Source organism: Candidatus Erwinia haradaeae (genome assembly GCF_900698935.1).
Classification (GTDB): Bacteria; Pseudomonadota; Gammaproteobacteria; order Enterobacterales; family Enterobacteriaceae; genus Erwinia_E; species Erwinia_E haradaeae_D.
Window position 1 is genome coordinate 508,220 of record NZ_LR217715.1, and the last position, 17,522, is coordinate 525,741.

The 17,522-nt window shown below is 32.7% G+C and carries 10 protein-coding genes and 1 tRNA gene; 3 read left to right on the forward strand and 8 right to left on the reverse strand.

Translation table 11 applies throughout. The features are described from left to right. Positions 1–1,076 precede the first annotated feature (1,076 nt). The 3 genes from fbaA to tkt form a co-directional block, all read right to left on the reverse strand. Entirely contained in the window at positions 1,077–2,156 is a 1,080-nt protein-coding gene (fbaA, locus tag ERCIKOCA2762_RS01580; protein WP_157988471.1) for a class II fructose-bisphosphate aldolase, read from the reverse strand. Between the two features lie 73 nt (positions 2,157–2,229). Next, positions 2,230–3,399: a phosphoglycerate kinase gene (locus tag ERCIKOCA2762_RS01585; protein WP_157988472.1), complete on the reverse strand. Its 1,170-nt coding sequence runs from the start codon at positions 3,397–3,399 to the stop codon at positions 2,230–2,232. Between the two features lie 1,243 nt (positions 3,400–4,642). Beyond that, positions 4,643–6,658 (reverse strand): transketolase, encoded by a 2,016-nt coding sequence (gene tkt / locus ERCIKOCA2762_RS01590; RefSeq protein ID WP_157988776.1) that lies wholly within the window; start codon positions 6,656–6,658, stop codon positions 4,643–4,645. A 1,420-nt stretch (positions 6,659–8,078) separates the two neighbouring features. Here tkt and murB point away from each other — a divergent pair. Then, positions 8,079–9,119 (forward strand): UDP-N-acetylmuramate dehydrogenase, encoded by a 1,041-nt coding sequence (gene murB / locus ERCIKOCA2762_RS01595; RefSeq protein WP_157988473.1) that lies wholly within the window; start codon positions 8,079–8,081, stop codon positions 9,117–9,119. 235 nt (positions 9,120–9,354) lie between these two features. Beyond that, entirely contained in the window at positions 9,355–9,936 is a 582-nt protein-coding gene (locus tag ERCIKOCA2762_RS01600) for a biotin--[acetyl-CoA-carboxylase] ligase (RefSeq protein ID WP_157988474.1), read from the forward strand. A 919-nt stretch (positions 9,937–10,855) separates the two neighbouring features. Here ERCIKOCA2762_RS01600 and mreD read toward each other — a convergent pair. From mreD to mreB, 3 genes are all read right to left on the reverse strand, one after another. After that, the gene (mreD, locus tag ERCIKOCA2762_RS01605; protein ID WP_157988475.1) at positions 10,856–11,344 is read right to left on the reverse strand and encodes a rod shape-determining protein MreD; all 489 of its coding nucleotides are present in this window, start codon (positions 11,342–11,344) and stop codon (positions 10,856–10,858) included. Positions 11,345–11,525: 181 nt separating this feature from the next. After that, positions 11,526–12,371 (reverse strand): rod shape-determining protein MreC, encoded by an 846-nt coding sequence (mreC, locus tag ERCIKOCA2762_RS01610; RefSeq protein WP_157988476.1) that lies wholly within the window; start codon positions 12,369–12,371, stop codon positions 11,526–11,528. A gap of 363 nt (positions 12,372–12,734) precedes the next feature. After that, positions 12,735–13,778: a rod shape-determining protein MreB gene (gene mreB / locus ERCIKOCA2762_RS01615; RefSeq protein WP_157988477.1), complete on the reverse strand. Its 1,044-nt coding sequence runs from the start codon at positions 13,776–13,778 to the stop codon at positions 12,735–12,737. Between the two features lie 1,146 nt (positions 13,779–14,924). Between mreB and ERCIKOCA2762_RS01620 the strand changes: the two genes are divergently transcribed. Next, positions 14,925–15,001: transfer RNA gene (locus tag ERCIKOCA2762_RS01620), tRNA-Val, on the forward strand. A gap of 517 nt (positions 15,002–15,518) precedes the next feature. Here ERCIKOCA2762_RS01620 and ERCIKOCA2762_RS01625 read toward each other — a convergent pair. Next, positions 15,519–16,301, reverse strand: a complete 783-nt coding sequence (locus ERCIKOCA2762_RS01625; RefSeq protein WP_157988478.1) for a TatD family hydrolase — start codon at positions 16,299–16,301, stop codon at positions 15,519–15,521. 372 nt (positions 16,302–16,673) lie between these two features. Next, complete coding sequence (mtnN, locus tag ERCIKOCA2762_RS01630) at positions 16,674–17,390, reverse strand: 5'-methylthioadenosine/S-adenosylhomocysteine nucleosidase (protein ID WP_157988479.1); 717 nt, start codon at positions 17,388–17,390, stop codon at positions 16,674–16,676. Between the last annotated feature and the right edge of the window lie 132 nt (positions 17,391–17,522).

Below are 17,522 nucleotides of genomic sequence, written 5' to 3' on the forward strand. Positions count from 1 at the left end.
ATAAAAAATAAAGTTACAAAATATAATTTTTGATCTATGCAGCAGACAAAAATATATTTTAAAGATACGTGCTAAAATTTATAATTTATTCAAAAAATTTTATATAAAGTGAATAATCTATGTATATAGACAATGATAAGTCTTGACAATAAGGTCATTATAAAATCTTTACTGCATACAAAATCTTAGTGATTGTACAACTATTTCTTTTATTGTATTAAAATTAAATATCGAGAGTTTCTTAAGACTAATTTCCTGTTTACTCTAACATACAAAGCATAATGAAGTGCAATATAATATCATTTGTACTATCAGATATAATTTCTAACCATTTAATTCACAACCAACAAGAGATTATATTTAAGAATAAAATATCAAAAAATATTTCTGTTTTTTGTATTGTAACAAGAAACATCATGAATATGATTTCAGATATGGTAAAACACATGTACAATCTGTATTGTACAATACATGCAATTCCACATACACATCTATGTGTGTTAGTAGCAATTATACTATATTTAAACGCACTGCTAGTTATTTGTTCTGAACTTTTACATGCAATATTTATTACATAACTATGAAAATAGAGTGAGTATTAAAATTGATCTCACTTTCTAATAATAATATTATGTGTTGTTAGAACTATTTTTCATTTAAACATCTAAATCTATATATTTTTTAAAAAATTTTTTAGCTACATTGAGTCATTCAAATATTATTGACAATATGCATAATTGTAAAATTATGAATCATCGTGATTTTTAACTGTGTCTGAATCATATTCAGTGAGTATAGGCTGTATATTGTAAATAGATTACATGTATGTAGCAACTATTTCCGTCAATGTTAATAACATCTATGATTATAAATCATACTAACGAAATTACATGCATCAACACAAAAACCAAGTGATACTTCTTTTATATTGTATCTTATACTGTGTGTGATCACGATCAATCGTATATTTAACTATGTCTGAAATGATCTTAGTTCTCGTAAGAATTATGAAGTCTTCTATTACCCATAGCACAAAATCTCAACTGACACGATACACAACAGGCGCAAGAAATATTTTATAATACATTGATAGCATTGAGTTCCTCAAACGTCTTTTCTAAACGAGTTATCATTGCAGACTGAGATGCACGTAACCATTTGCGTGGATCGTAAAATTTCTTATTAGGATGATGATCACCATCAGGATTACCCAGCTGGGATTGTAAGTAGTCTGCATATTTTTGATAGTACTTTAAAACACCAGACCAAGCAGCCCATTGAGTATCAGTATCGATATTCATTTTAACAACTCCAAATTCGATTGATGTCCTAATGTCAGACAGAGAAGAACCAGAGCCGCCATGAAATACAAAATGTAGTGGATTATGTGATAAGTTATATTTATTCTCCACCAATCTCTGAGAATCACGCAATATCATAGGTTTTAATTTTACATTTCCAGGTTTGTATACACCATGTGTATTGCCAAAAGCTGCTGCAATTGTAAAATTTTTACTGATTTTATGAAGTGCAGCATAGGCATATTCAACATCTTCTGGACGAGTATACAGGATAGAATCATCTTTCTTCCCATGTTCAACTCCATCTTCTTCACCACCAGTACATCCTAGTTCAATTTCTAAAGTCATATTTATTTTTGACATGCGTGTTAAATACTCACTAGAAATTTTAATATTATTTTCTAGGCTTTCTGTAGATAAATCAATCATATGAGACGAAAACAAAGGTTTACCGGTATTATCAAAATGCTTCTCTCCCACTTCTAACAATCCATTGATCCATGGAAGAATATTTTTTGCACAATGATCCGTGTGCAAGATGACAGGTACACCATAGTACTGAGCCATCAGGTGTATATGGTTTGCACCAGAAACAGCACCCCGTATAGCTGAGGAATGACTATTATGGGACAATAGACCGTTCCCCGCAATAAAGCGCGCACCATGATAAGAAAATTGGATAATAACTGGCGCCCGTACTTTAGCCGCAGTCTCTAATACTGCATTAATTGAAGATGTGCCTATACAATTAATAGCAGGTAATGCAAACTTATTTTGCATTGCGATGTTAAAAATTTTTTGCACATCATTACCAGTGATGACACCTGGTTGTATACAATCTAATATTTTAGACATGTGTGCTTCTCCGAGTATTTTACTTGTATGTTACATTCTGTCTATGTTTTAGGTATGCAATACACACTATCTCCTAAGATGAGTATCTCGTACGCTCTTGTAACATGGATAACGCAGGCAACTCTTTGCCGGATACAAATTGAAGAAATGCTCCGCCACCAGTTGAAGTGTAGGAGATTTTATCTTGAATTCCAAATAAATCAATTACGGCGAGCGTATCACCTCCACCTGCAACAGAAAACGCATTGCTATCTGCAATAGTATTAGCGATCACCTTAGTACCTTGGCGGAAATTAGGCCACTCAAAGACCCCGACAGGGCCGTTCCATAAGATGGTTTTGGCGTTTTTTAATAATTGAGTGGTGAGTATAGATGTTTGATCGCCAACATCTAAAATGGCTTCGTCATCCTGAATCTCAGAGATATTTTTTACAGTATCTACAGCGCTTTCTGAAAGTTCTGTACTAACACGTACATCTGTAGGTATTGATATAGAGAACTGATCACATAATTTTTTAGCTAAATGAACACAATCTGGTTCATGAAGAGATTTTCCTACTTTATGATTGATGGCAATAAAAGTATTTGCAATACCCCCCCCTACAATAACAGTGTCTGCAATAGTTGCTAACGAGTAAAGGAGATTAAACTTCGTAGATATTTTAGATCCACCGACTATTGCTACCATCGGACGAGAGGGGTTTTTTAAAGCTTTTTCTAAGGCTACTATTTCATTCAATAGTAGCTGACCGGCACAAGCTATCGTTGCATGCTGACCAACTCCATATGTTGAGGATTGAACTCTATGTGCTGTTCCAAAAGCATCCATGACAAATATATCACATAATGCAGCGTATTGTCGGGACAGGTGTTCGTCGTTTTGTTTTTCGCCTTTATTAAAACGAACATTTTCTAACACCGTGAGTTGTCTAGGCATGGACTCGATGCCATTAAGATAGTCTGTGTGTAGAGTTACATGGTTCTTACCTAATTTTTCTTTTAACCAATTCACTACTGGCAACAACGAGAAATCCTTATTGTATTGGCCTTCAATCGGACGACCAAGATGAGCAGCCACTATAACTCTGGCGTCTGTTTCTAATGCTGCCTTAATCGTTGGAAGAGCCGCACAGATCCGTGAAGAAGATGTCACTGCACCTAACTTAATTGGTACGTTTAAATCAGATCGAATTAACACACGTTTGTCTGAAAGCTTTAGTTCTGTCATGGGAATAATAGACATTATACACCTCTTTTATTCTGACTTCACATCATCGATGTATACTATTGTCAAAGCAGTAAATTTAGAGTTTCTTATGAATTGTACATAATCGATAATGATTCGTGAAACTTAGAAAAACAAAGAACCACGTGTATTTATGTAAAAATATAAATTATATTGAATTCTTTTATTCTTATTGTTCTGCTTTATTAATGTAGTATTACGCTGTGATTTAAATATTTTATATTATTAAAATACATTCATTAAAATTTATTATCATTTACATATTTCCTAGAGTCGTTTTTTTGCAAAATTGCTATATTAATTCATTTTTAAAATTTCTATAGATGTACTATGTTTTTTTAATTTTAAATATCTTAATATTATCTTTGTATTTTTCTAAAATATGGATTGATCTATTAAAATTAATAAAATTAAAAATTTTTAAATATTTATTACCTATATATCATAAAGTTAATTATATAACATAAATTTTCTTATCGATTTACATGAATAAAATATTCACCATGATTAATACTTATTTTATTCATTATTTTTGATAGATAATTTTAAAAATTGTTAATTTTAAATAATTAAGCTAAAAATAGAATTTTGAAACAAAATAAAAAAATTTATGCTATGAGAAAACATCAAACGGTATGTTATAGAATTTAGAATTATATGATCTAGATCATATAGCTATATCAGCAGAAACGCACTGGCATAAAACTCAAAATATATAACGGAAAAATTAATGGTAGATATATTTCTGACTATAAAGTTACTGTGTTGTATACAGAATATTGAAAATTCCGCATATTTATTATACTAGTTTTGATGAAAAAATCACCTAAATACGATTCGTAAAAATAAAAAGTACAGTATCAATACCTGGCATATCTGATATATATCAGTATATAATATCAATATTATTGTCTCTGACAATCATATTTTTTATCAATTACTTGAAATAATCAGTATAGATTCATGTGATCTAACATAGAATAATTTTTAAGACAAATACATTTTGTTATTAAAATATTTCATGACTTCTTTTGAGTGTTTGAACTTTTATATCTATGGAAGAAAGGTAAAGATTCTGTTATGTGCATAACATTATCTCATAGTATTCCACATAGTATCTTTAGTATCAAGTATAGGAATTTTTAAGAATATTGTCTGTAGTTAAGTATTTTAGCGAAAAGTGATGACATTACATATACAGATTCTGCATATAAAGCATATTAGTGTAATGTGAATACCATCAAAGTAATTCTTTTGTTTTTTTTATTATATACTCTAATGTAAAATTAAATTTTTTAAATACTTGTTCCGCTGGTCCTGATACGCCAAATTGCGTCATGGCAATAACAATACCTTTGAGACCGGTATACTTTAACCAGTAATCCGCAATACTTGCTTCAATAGCTATTCGATTACTTATAGTGCTAGGTAGAACAGATTCGCGGTAATTAATGTCCTGCTTATCAAAAGCATCAGTTGATGGCATAGAAACTACACGTACTTTATATCCTTCTTCTATCAGAAGTTGATATGCAGCTACTGCTAATTGTACTTCGGATCCAGTAGCAATGAAAATAACCTGTGGTATTCCTATACAATCGTAAAGAATATACGCGCCACGAGCAATATTCTCTAACTGTAACTTTGTACGAATTTGTTGCGGTAGGAGTTGACGTGAAAGAATTAACGCCGTTGGGCCGTTATAATTTTCTATAGCATATTTCCATGCTATTGCACATTCTACCTGATCACACGGACGCCATGTGCTCATGTTAGGTGTAAGACGTAAACTTGCCAACTGTTCTACGGGTTGATGCGTAGGACCATCTTCTCCTACTCCAATAGAATCATGAGTATATATTATGATGTGACGAATTTTCATTAAAGCAGCCATACGAACAGCATTACGGGCATATTCAGAAAACATTAAAAATGTAGCAGTATATGGCATAAAACCACCATGTAGAGCAATACCATTAGCAATAGCTGTCATTCCAAATTCGCGAACACCAAAATGAATATAGTTACCTGCAATATCTTTATGAATAGCTTTTGATCCAGACCAGGTCGTTAAATTACTAGGGGTTAGATCCGCAGAACCACCAAGGTATTCTGGTAATATATCTCCAAAAAATTCGATACAATGCTGAGATGCCTGACGCCCAGAAATATGTAATGGGTTATCCTGTAAGTATTCAATGAATTTTTGTGATATTAAGTCCCAATTATGTGGTAATTGTTTTGTGACTCGTCTGTGAAATTCTTTTGCTAGCTCTGGGAAAGTCTTTTCGTAAGCTATAAATATTTTATTCCATGCACTTTCTTTCTGCTGACCTTTTTTTCTTGCATCCCAGTACGCATAAATTTCTTCTGGTACCTCAAAGGCTTTGTGATTCCAATTTAATCTCAGCCTGGTTAGTGCAATTTCATGGTCACCAAGAGGTAAACCATGGGCATAGTGAGTGTCGCTTTTGTTGGGTGATCCAAAACCAATAACAGTATGACAAATAAGCAAGGAAGGTTTGTGTTCTATTGTTTGAGCCTCTTGAATTGCTAAGTGAATGCTATTAGCGTTATGACCATCTACATTAGGCACTACGTGCCAGCCATAAGACTCAAAGCGCTGTGCTGTATTATCAGTGAACCAGCCTGTAACTTTTCCATCAATCGAAATACCATTTTTGTCGTAAAAAGCGATTAACTTACCTAGTTTAAGCGTACCTGCTAAAGAGCAAACTTCATGAGAGATTCCTTCCATCATGCAACCATCGCCCATAAATACATAAGTATAATGATCGACTAATTTGTACCCAGGGCGATTAAATTGCGCCATTAACGTGCGTTCTGCAATAGCCATCCCGACCGCATTCGCTATACCTTGACCCAGCGGTCCAGTAGTGGTTTCTACTCCAATAGTATGACCATATTCGGGGTGTCCTGGAGTTTTAGAATTAACCTGGCGAAATTTTGCAAGTTCAGTGATTGGAAGATTATATCCAGTAAGATGTAACAAACTATAAAGCAACATTGAAGCATGACCGTTAGATAATACAAAACGATCACGATTAACCCAAAGTGGGTTAGAAGGGTTATGGTTCAAAAAATCACGCCACAACACCTCTGCAATCTCAGCCATACCCATAGGTGTACCAGGGTGACCTGATTGAGCTTGTTGTACTGCATCCATGCTCAATGCGCGAATCGCATTGGCAATATCTCTACGAGAATACGTTTCGGGCTTGAAATTACCTTGCATATTTTTTTTGCTAAAAGTATGTTTGTGCATTATTAATCCAATTAATGTTTATCGAATAATTAATGGTAATGTACATAAGAATACGCATTGTGTATACCTGAAAAAGGTAATATTAACTCTAGGTTAGGATTCCATTGAGTGGTTAATACGAGTTAACCAATAGACCAGAGGATCTCTTAGACTTAAATAAAAATGATACTTTTATACCCATTAACAGTATATATTTGAGTGTATTTTCTAGTATTGAAGTATTTTACTGTATATAAAATATAAAAATACAGAAATAATATTATATAGATGGTAATTATTTTATATTCGAAAATAGTAAAAGTTACTAAATATTATAAATTATACTCAAATATTATAATTTAATAGATTATCCAGAGTCTATAAACATTCAATGCGATATGCAGTATCCTAAATAATATTTAGCATAAGAATAGTAACACGAGCATAGTAAGATACTAATGCTTATTTTATTAATTGATAATTTGTATTTTTTGTCACTATCAGACTATTAGAACCTTATAAATAATTTAGGTTATGGATAGAGTTCTTGTGGATCGCCAAGGATATAAGATATTGAAGCGTGCTCGAGAAAAGATGTATTTTTTCTAAAAAATGTTTTTTTGATACAGACTCTGAGTGTTTACGATGACAACTTTAGTACGTTTTCGTTATAAAAAATACATAAATGTAACGGAAACATCTAACAAAAGACATAAGAAAATTAGAAGTATTATTTTCTTACAAGTATATTATATCAGAATTAGATGATATTTTGCTATTTATGAATACTTTTTAATATATGCAGTATGTATTGTGTATGTTTCTCTATTTACTTACGATTTAAGTTTTATTTAGTTTAAATGATATTGAATATAAGCTAATTTGCTTTATACTACAAATTAGTATATAATGTAATATTTTTAGATTATCGTTCTATTATTATATTCATCTCTTGTAATTTATAGTATTGGAAGACATCATTCTTAGGTCATTTATATTTTTAAGCTAATCATATTATGTATAATACACAGTGTTTTTATTTAAAAATTCACATCACAAGAAAAATTAAAGAAAGAATTTGATGATTGTCTGTATTGTTTTTCTTGCGGTATTATAGGGAATACTATATGTATGTGTCTAGTATTGTAAGTTATTAATAGGTCACCAGACCATATGGTATTTTCTTGTAAAAATATATGCCCGTATCACTGATAGCTCATTCTTTTATAGTGATTACTCAGTATTTTATGCATATTTATGATAAATATCATGCATAATCCACCAAGAAAGATCATCTAAATAGAGAGAATTAATGAAGAATGCTTTATCTCTTTCTGTATGTATTTAGACAGCTTTATAGTGTTTTTTGAAGGAAAGTACATATAGTAATTTACGCTCAGAAGGTATTGTTATGTCTTGTCGGCAATATTCATTAAAAACTTGGAATACTTTTGGTATTGATGCCTATGCTAATAGTATTACTATAGTAGATAGTCTCGATACTATTCTTGCTTTTCGCTGGAGACAAAGTATGAGACGTAATGAGCCCATTCTCCTTTTAGGAGAAGGAAGTAATGTGCTATTTTTACAAGATTTTCATGGACATGTATTTATTAACCGCATCAAAGGCATCCGTATCACTGAAACAGTGGATGCATGGTTATTACATGTAGGAGCTGGCGAGAGCTGGCATAAATTAGTAAGACAAACCTTAAATCATGGGCTAGCAGGTCTAGAAAATTTAGCGCTGATTCCAGGTCGAGTAGGATCAGCCCCTATTCAGAATATTGGCGCATATGGTTTAGAGTTCGAAAAAGTATGTGAATATGTAGATGTTATCTGTTTGACTGATCTTTCACAAGAACGTATAGATGTTCGTGCATGTTGTTTTGGATATCGTAGTAGCGTCTTTAGGAATACCTATAAACACGGTTATATTATTATTGCTGTAGGAATACGACTCAAAAAACATTGGCAACCTGTATTAAATTATGGTCAGTTACGCAAGCTAAATCCTCAAACCGTAACGCCAAAAGAAGTATATCACACCGTGTGTGCTATGCGTCGTAGTAAAATACCAGATCCAAAATACATAGGCAATGCAGGTAGCTTTTTTAAAAACCCATTAGTCATAGCGTCCTGCGCGGCTAATTTTGTAACACAGCATCCTACTATAGCTCATTACTTCAATAATAATGGTGACCTGATGCTTTCTGCTGGAGGGTTAATTGAGCATTGCGAACTCAAAGGATATAGCGTTGGTGGTGCAGCTGTGTATGATAAGCAGGCGTTAGTACTTATCAACACTGGAGATGCCAGTGGACAGGATGTTATAAACCTCGCCCGTGTTATTCGTAAGCGTGTGGCTGAAGTATTTAATGTTTGGTTAGAACCCGAAGTCCGTTTAATTTCCTCGCAGGGTGAGATCGATCCTATAGAGGTTATTGTATGATAGATTATACAATACCAATGAAATTGGTGCAACTTTTATCAAATGGAAATGTATGTTCACAGTTACATTTAACTCAGAAAATGAGAATATGCTGGTTAGAGATTGAACAGCACATGCGGACGTTAAAAGATTGGAAAATTAGTATTATTAAAAAAAAAATAATGATTATCAACTACAGTCTTCTATACAACTTTTAAATGAAGATAAAATTAATGCAGAATTACCTGGCGGGCGTGTGATAGTTCTTCCGGTTGTTGATTCGACTAATCAGTATCTTTTAGATAGGACCACTTTTCTCAAATCAGGTGATGTTTGTACAGCAGAATATCAACAAGCAGGACGCGGAAAATATGGCAGTCAGTGGTTTTCACCATTTGGTTCTAATTTATACTTATCAATGTACTGGCTTTTAGATAAAGGTTTACAAACAGCAACCATGCATTTAAGTGTTTTTATTAGCATAATTATTGCAAACATTCTTCGGGAGCAAGGTATATCAGATATTAAGGTTAAATGGCCTAACGATATTTATTTACAAGATCGTAAATTAGCAGGGATTTTAGTGGAAATCAAGGGAAGCAACAAACATAGATCGGAAATAATCATTGGTGCAGGTATTAATCTTGCCATGGTAGGATTGTCAAAAAATCTTTTACTTCAAAAAAACTGGATAGATCTTCAGGAAATAGGGGTGAATTTAGATAGACATGGTCTATTAGTAATAATTATTGATGCAATGCGAAAAGCGTTAATTCAATTTGAACAAAGCCAATCCACTACATTATTGAAATGCATGAAAAAGTTGGAAAAGAATTGAATTGATTTTATCAATCAGTCGATGTTTGAAGAGCAATAAAAGATACAAGGATTTTTAAAAGTGGACAGTGCTAGGAGCGATGAATATAAAAGCACTACTTTGATTGAACTTTTTACGCGAATCAGCAGTTATTGATAATAAAATAGGTTCTATCTAATACTAGATATATATATTCATTGGATATTTTTATGAATTTCATTGCTTTTTTATATCTTGTTATCTTTATTAGAGAGATGAGAATACTTCGTATAAGATATAAAGGTTCTACTAGATTAGTCTATTTATTCTAAAAATTACAATATACCTCTTGGCTAACTCATGATTATAATGTATCTGTAGTAGGAATACTACGCTATACTATCCTACATAACATGCAATAAAGGGAAATAAAATAAGTTAAAATAGAATCTAGAATCCAGATATCATGCTTGAAGATATTATTAATTCTTCTGCACTGTTATAAAAAATGGAGATACTACCTATTATCACAACTCAGTCTTCTATTAAGTAATGCGTTTATATCTGAGAATACCTTAAAACGTTCTGAAGATACAAGAAATACACAACCTTATCTTACTTCAAACTATAGAAAATAGGAGTAACATTATTTAATACAGTAAATTTGTTTTTTATAAATCAATATAGAAAATACAGACCTATGTTTTAGTGAAACCATCTGGATTATATAAAACAATATACATACATAAATCTCATGTATGTTTTTCTTAAAAAACCACAAATGATGATTTATATATCATGTAGTATAAGATACTCTATATAAAAATACTTTATAATATATACGAATATGCGAACACTCCATTTTATAGTGATTTACATTCGATAAATTTACTCACACGTAATTCATATTCCTTATGTCACCTTAGATGAAGACACAAAGACATTATTACAGTATCAATCTTTATCTTATGGAGAATTTATGACATATCTTTCGCATAAAAGAACGTATCCATGGCCAAAGAATACCATTTATAATACTGCTCCAGATATGCGCTGGATAAAATATTACGTGAATTAAAAAATATTCTGACAAAAAAATAATGACATCCATGATCCATGACAAACCTATCACTAATAAGGCCTGTTGCCATAACAGACAACTATTAAACTGATAATATTTTTTAGCTATTAAGTACGCTATCATGCTAAAAGCTAGCGCATGTATGCCAAGAGTTGATCTATAGAGCAGATCAGCGATCAAACCAATAATAAAACCAGTGCCAATATTAATCCGAGATGGAAATGTTAAAATCCAGTAAATCATTACTAACAATAACCACGATGGACGGAATAATAAAAATTGTTCAGGACATGGAATAATTTGCAGCATTATGGTACATAAGAAAGATAGCCACATTATCCAGTATCGGTGACTGTAGTAGTCATGCAAAAGTTTCTCCTAATTATACCCATTAGAACATATATAAATTGGTGTTTCTGGTTAGTCAGTAGTTAAGAAAGTTTCAGAGGGTACATAATACCATGGCTCCTTTGATTTGAGTGATTATAATTATTTTCTAACATTGCATACCTTATAATTATAAAGGATATACAGGTAATAACCTGTTTTTTTATTTTTTTAAATCCATACGATCGTTCTGTTCTCTTTCCAGCAAAATAAGATATCGTAAATATTGTAGATTTGCTATTGGATGTGCGCGGACGACTACATTAGAATTATTGATATCTTCTTTAACAGAGGAGACGATTGCAACAGGATAACCTTCTGGAAATTTACCTCCTAATCCAGAAGTCACTAAAATATCACCATCTTGGATATCAGCATGATCTGGAATATATTCGAGTTGTAGCTCTGCAGTACAACCATGGCCAGAAGCAATGGCTCGGATGCCATTACGTAATATCTGTACAGGTAATGCATGTGATAAATCACACAATAATAGCACCCGACTAGTTTTTTTACCAACTGCTATGACTTGACCAATCACACCTTTCTCGCTAATAACAGGTTGTCCTTCATATACCTTGTTCGTACTGCCTTTATCCACTATTACTTGATCACTATATGGATCAGACGATGTGGAAATCACCTGCGCCAACATTTTATGATCATCCTGACGAAGAGGAGAACCAAGTAATTCTCTGAGGTAAGAGTTTTCTTTTTTGATGTGATTAAGCATCAGCAGGTCACTGCGTTTTAATATCAGCTGATCGTGTAATTCTTTTATTTCTAGGATTAGTTTTTGACGAGAAGCAAACATTACAGATATTTGATCAAAAAGCGCACGAGGGCTATTTGCAAGAATATACAATGGACTAATAGCAGTATCCATATAGGTGTGAATGGTTGAAAAAGACTGATAACTATAATCAGTAATTATTATCACGATGGATAAAATGATAGCTAACAATAACCGTAATCGTAGAGACGACTGTTTGTTAAATATTGACTGCATAAATTCAGCATTCCTTTGGGAATTACTAGCTTCAATATACTATAAATAACTACATATATTCACTCCCAGCGAATATGACGATGGTATCAGGCTATCAGAGATCATGTATGACACACAAGTGAATACTAAAAGAATTTAAATAAAATGCTATATCCACTCGAATATTAAAAGATCTATTAATACAAGAAGATAGTATGGATCTTTATAATCATAACATCGCTGAGATATACTATCTATTATAATAACATTATTGCGATATTTTTTACTAAATATAGATGGTGGCAACGATATACTTCATTATATCCAACACTCACAAGAACCAACAACCTAGTGAAAAAAAGGTGTTGGTTCTGACTAAATACACTAATCTTCACTAAATAAATCACCGCCGTGCATATCGATCATTTCTAAGGCTTTACCACCGCCGCGTGCTACACAAGTCAGTGGATCTTCTGCGATAATTACAGGAATACCAGTTTCCTCCATTAATAAATGATCTAAATTACGTAAAAGTGCACCTCCTCCAGTTAAGACTATACCTCGTTCAGAGATATCAGATGCTAGTTCTGGTGGACATTGCTCTAATGCAACCATTACTGCACTTACAATACCAGTTAATGGCTCTTGGATAGCTTCTAAAATTTCTGGAGAATTTAAGGTAAACCCACGGGGAACTCCTTCCGCAAGATTACGTCCTCGTACCTCTATTTCACGCACTTCATCTCCTGGGTAGGCAGACCCAATACAATGCTTAATGCGTTCAGCGGTAGCTTCGCCAATTAAAGATCCATAATTACGTCTTACGTAATTAATAATGGCTTCATCAAAGCGATCACCACCAATGCGTACAGAAGACGAATAGACCACGCCATTAAGTGAAATGACAGCTACTTCAGTAGTACCTCCTCCAATATCAATTACCATAGAACCAGTGGCTTCAGAAACTGGCAATCCAGCCCCGATAGCAGAAGACATTGGTTCTTCAATAAGAAATACTTCACGCGCACCTGCACCTTGTGCAGATTCACGAATAGCGCGGCGTTCTACTTGAGTTGCTCCCACTGGGACACAAACAAGCACACGAGGACTAGGGCGCATAAAGCTATTACTATGCACTTGCTTAATAAAATGCTGCAGCATCTTTTCGGTGACGAAAAAATCAGCAATAACGCCATCTTTCATTGGGCGAATAGCGGCAATATTACTAGGAGTACGCCCTAACATCTGTTTGGCGTTATGACCAACCGCTGCTACGCTTTTAGGAAAACCGGCACGATTTTGACGAATAGCAACAACTGAAGGTTCATTAAGCACGATGCCTTGTCCTTTTACGTATATCAGGGTATTGGCAGTACCCAAGTCGATGGACAAATCATTAGAAAACATGCCGCGGAATTTTTTAAACATACGATAAGGATCGTCCTTCAAACTAGAGGTGATAACTACCTATAATATCATATTAAGAGATGTTTTTGAATAAATCAGCACCTGTGTTACACGTCTCACTACGTAAAACAATACAATATATCATTAGGTATTGATTTATTCAAAAATCGCTAGTATAGGCTGAAATAATTTAGATAATACAAAATATTACCTCTAGAAGTTTTACATAACGATCAAAAAATATGGCGACATTAGCCCTCTTCTGATAATTATGGCACGGATTTTAAAAAACCGTAAAAACACAAGAAGTTATAATAGTTTTACCATTTCAAATAGAGATATAATAGTTGCTTAAAACATATGTTTTAAAGATCGTCAGTATAATTTTGTACAAAATTACCTCCTCTTTCACAACTAGAAATCTATCTATACGATGATATCGTGCCAATTATCAACTTTTCTTGACCATAAAGACACAGCCAGATCAATGAATCAACAACATAGGTAAAAGCATTGTGAGTCAACCTTCGCGTGTGTTTTATATCAGTTATTAAACTAGTATTTAAGGTGTAGAAATCTTACGGTTGCTCAGATTAAGAAGCTTATTTTGAGCTATACTCACATTATGAGTACATTGTGTAGGACATAGTGATGCAACTCATGAATCATTAAATTATGAATACTATAAAATTGACGACATTAACTTATTATATTATAATAAATAGCATAGACTTGAGAGGAATTTATGTATTTTTATACATTACAGTATTGCTGGAGGAGCCATACTCTAAGTATCATTCAAGGCCAGCATATTGTATTACTTTTTTAGTACATTTACAATTAGTTCTGACACGATCTATGCTACAATAGCAATATTTGTGATAGATCTTGCGCCTTCTTAAATACATGTCATAGATCATGATCATCTATTCAGATAGGCACAGTAAAATTTTTATAAGCATATGGAATATTTATGAAAGATGTTGTATACATATAAGAAAATAATACAATGCGTTTAGCTTCCAGCATGAGATTCTACTAAAGATCTCATGATAAAAATACAGAACACGACAGCAGTACTCTGAATAGCACAAGCCTGATATCAAGAATAAAAAAAGAATTTTTTTGATGATAGTAGCGTAGTACTACCGTACTAATTAGTATAATACGTCCGTAGCTCAGTTGGTTAGAGCACCACCTTGACATGGTGGGGGTCAGTGGTTCAAGTCCGCTCGGACGTACCAAAGTTTATTGATACACATTGTGTGTATCCTTAAAATCTTAATAAGTGGAGTATAATAAGATTTATATGCCAAAAGACCTTCTTTTATAGAAAAAATAACGCATGGTACTGATATACGTGAGCTATATTGTATGGATAATAATAAATATTAAAAAATACATAGATCATGATTTATTAAAAATATTTAGTCATCATGTAGAATACACAATTTAATATATTCCATTCATATTCTGTTTAGCGAAATGTCGTAATATTGTTCCTAACAAGTAGTAAAATTTAATGAGGTTATTTTTAATACATCAAACATATTTGCAGTATTAAATTCTTTTTTAAAATATTGTCCCTTACCATATTATTGTTATTTATTTTTCTTATTGAAAATTTACGTATTAAATGCAATTTATTGCACTTTTGCATTTTATATATACATAAATGTTTGTCATATGTCTGCGCAATAGACTGCCTTGGAATCCAGGCAATATTACTCTATTCAGAGATTAGAGCTTATATTAATGTTATCATATAATATGAAAAAATTTACGGGCATTTAATGTTGTTGTTTTTGCTAACTCTGTCATATCCTCTCCACGCAATACAGCTATCGTGTTTATAATGTGTGGTAAAAAGCATGGCTCATTGCGTCTTGAAGTTGGCATAGGATCCAGACTTTTTGGTAACAACCAAGGGGCATCTGTTTCTATTAATAAACGCTTCGCTGGTATTAATGATATTAATTTTCGTAACTCTCTCCCCCTTTGTTCATCACATACCCAACCTGTAATACCAATAGAGATATCATATTCTAAATATGATTCTAGCTCTGCTTGAGTGCCGGTAAAACAATGTAGCAATACCGCTTGCAGTTGAGGCAACCATGGTTTAAGAATAGACATAAAACATTTATGTGCATTGCGACAGTGAAGGAAAATTGGTAAGCAAAACTCTACTGCTAATTCAATCTGAGATTGAAAGGCATAGATCTGTTCTTTTTCCGTAGAAAAAGAACGATGAAAATCAAGACCGCATTCACCAATAGCTACAACAGAAGGTTCTTCTCTTAGTTTATGTAGCTCAACAAGCACTGCTTGTGACCATGTATGAGCGTAATGAGGATGTACACCAATGGTACAGAAGAAGTAATCTACATCTTCTTTGGCCAGCACGATAGCTTGACGACTATCTAACAAAGTACTACCAATGATCACCATACCAGTCACACCAACAGCACGTGCTCGCTGAACTACTTTTGAACGATCTTGTAAAAATTTTTTACTAGTTAAATTGACGCCAATATCAAACATAAATTCACTATTTCTTACCATCAGTATTTCAATGGAAAAGGTAGAGTGTTTATCTGCACACACGATTTGAAAAATCGTAAATGTTATACAAGAACTAAGAACCAAATATTTTGAAGAAAAAATATTTTATAACGCATACAGTTTGTTTTATTTTTTACTTTACTGTCAAGATAACAGCTTTAGTTTAAACCTGTCTATAGTCACTAGTTTTCAGATATATATAACGTATCATTCAAACTAAAATATAACGTATAATTACAGTATAGAGTTTTTCTTAATGTTAATTAAGTTATTCTATCTCATATCAAGATAAGATCAATATCAAATATACAAGATAGAATCCTTCATATTCTTAAATCATAGTATAGATTCTTAATCGTTACATAACACATCTAATTCAGATAAACAAGTTAACATATTTTCGACTACTGACGAGGACCTCTGTGCAGCTGTTTGTATAAAATTATCAAAATTAAATCGCGCACTACTGTTGGATGAATCTGATACAGAACGTACAACGATAAATGGCGTAGAAAATTGATGACAAACATGACCAATAGCCGCAGACTCCATATCTAAAGAAATGACTGTAGGAAAGTTATCTACAATATTCTTGAGTTGTGTAGTGCTATTAATAAATGTATCACCGCTAATCACCAAACCACTCATTGAACAAAAATTCAGTTTTTTAGCGCATAACTCTGCTATTTTAATTAAATGATTATTTGCTTTAAACCCAACAGGGTGTCCCGGTATTTGACCTAATTGATAGCCGTATTCTGTTATATTAGCATCATAATAACGAACCTCATCTGAAATAACAATATCTCCTATTTTTAATGTAGAAACCACTCCACCAGCTGAACCAGTGTTAATAATTAAATCTGGTTTATAGATATATAATAATAGCGCGCTTGAGAAGGCTGCTGATACTTTACCTATTCCTGATTGCAAAAGAAAAATTTCTACGCCATTTAATACCCCAACATCAAACTGATGTCCTGCTAGACATACGCTTTTTTTATCGAGAATCTTATCACGGATAATTTGCACTTCCGCTTCCATAGCACCAATCACGCCAACTTTCATATCAAAATTGTATTCCTGTTATGTTATAATATAAAAAGGTTTGTAGTTTAGTTTATCTAACATCATCCCATGTTTCATACGTTTCATTATGAAATATCTTAAAGACAGATCTGTATTATCTATAATGAATGT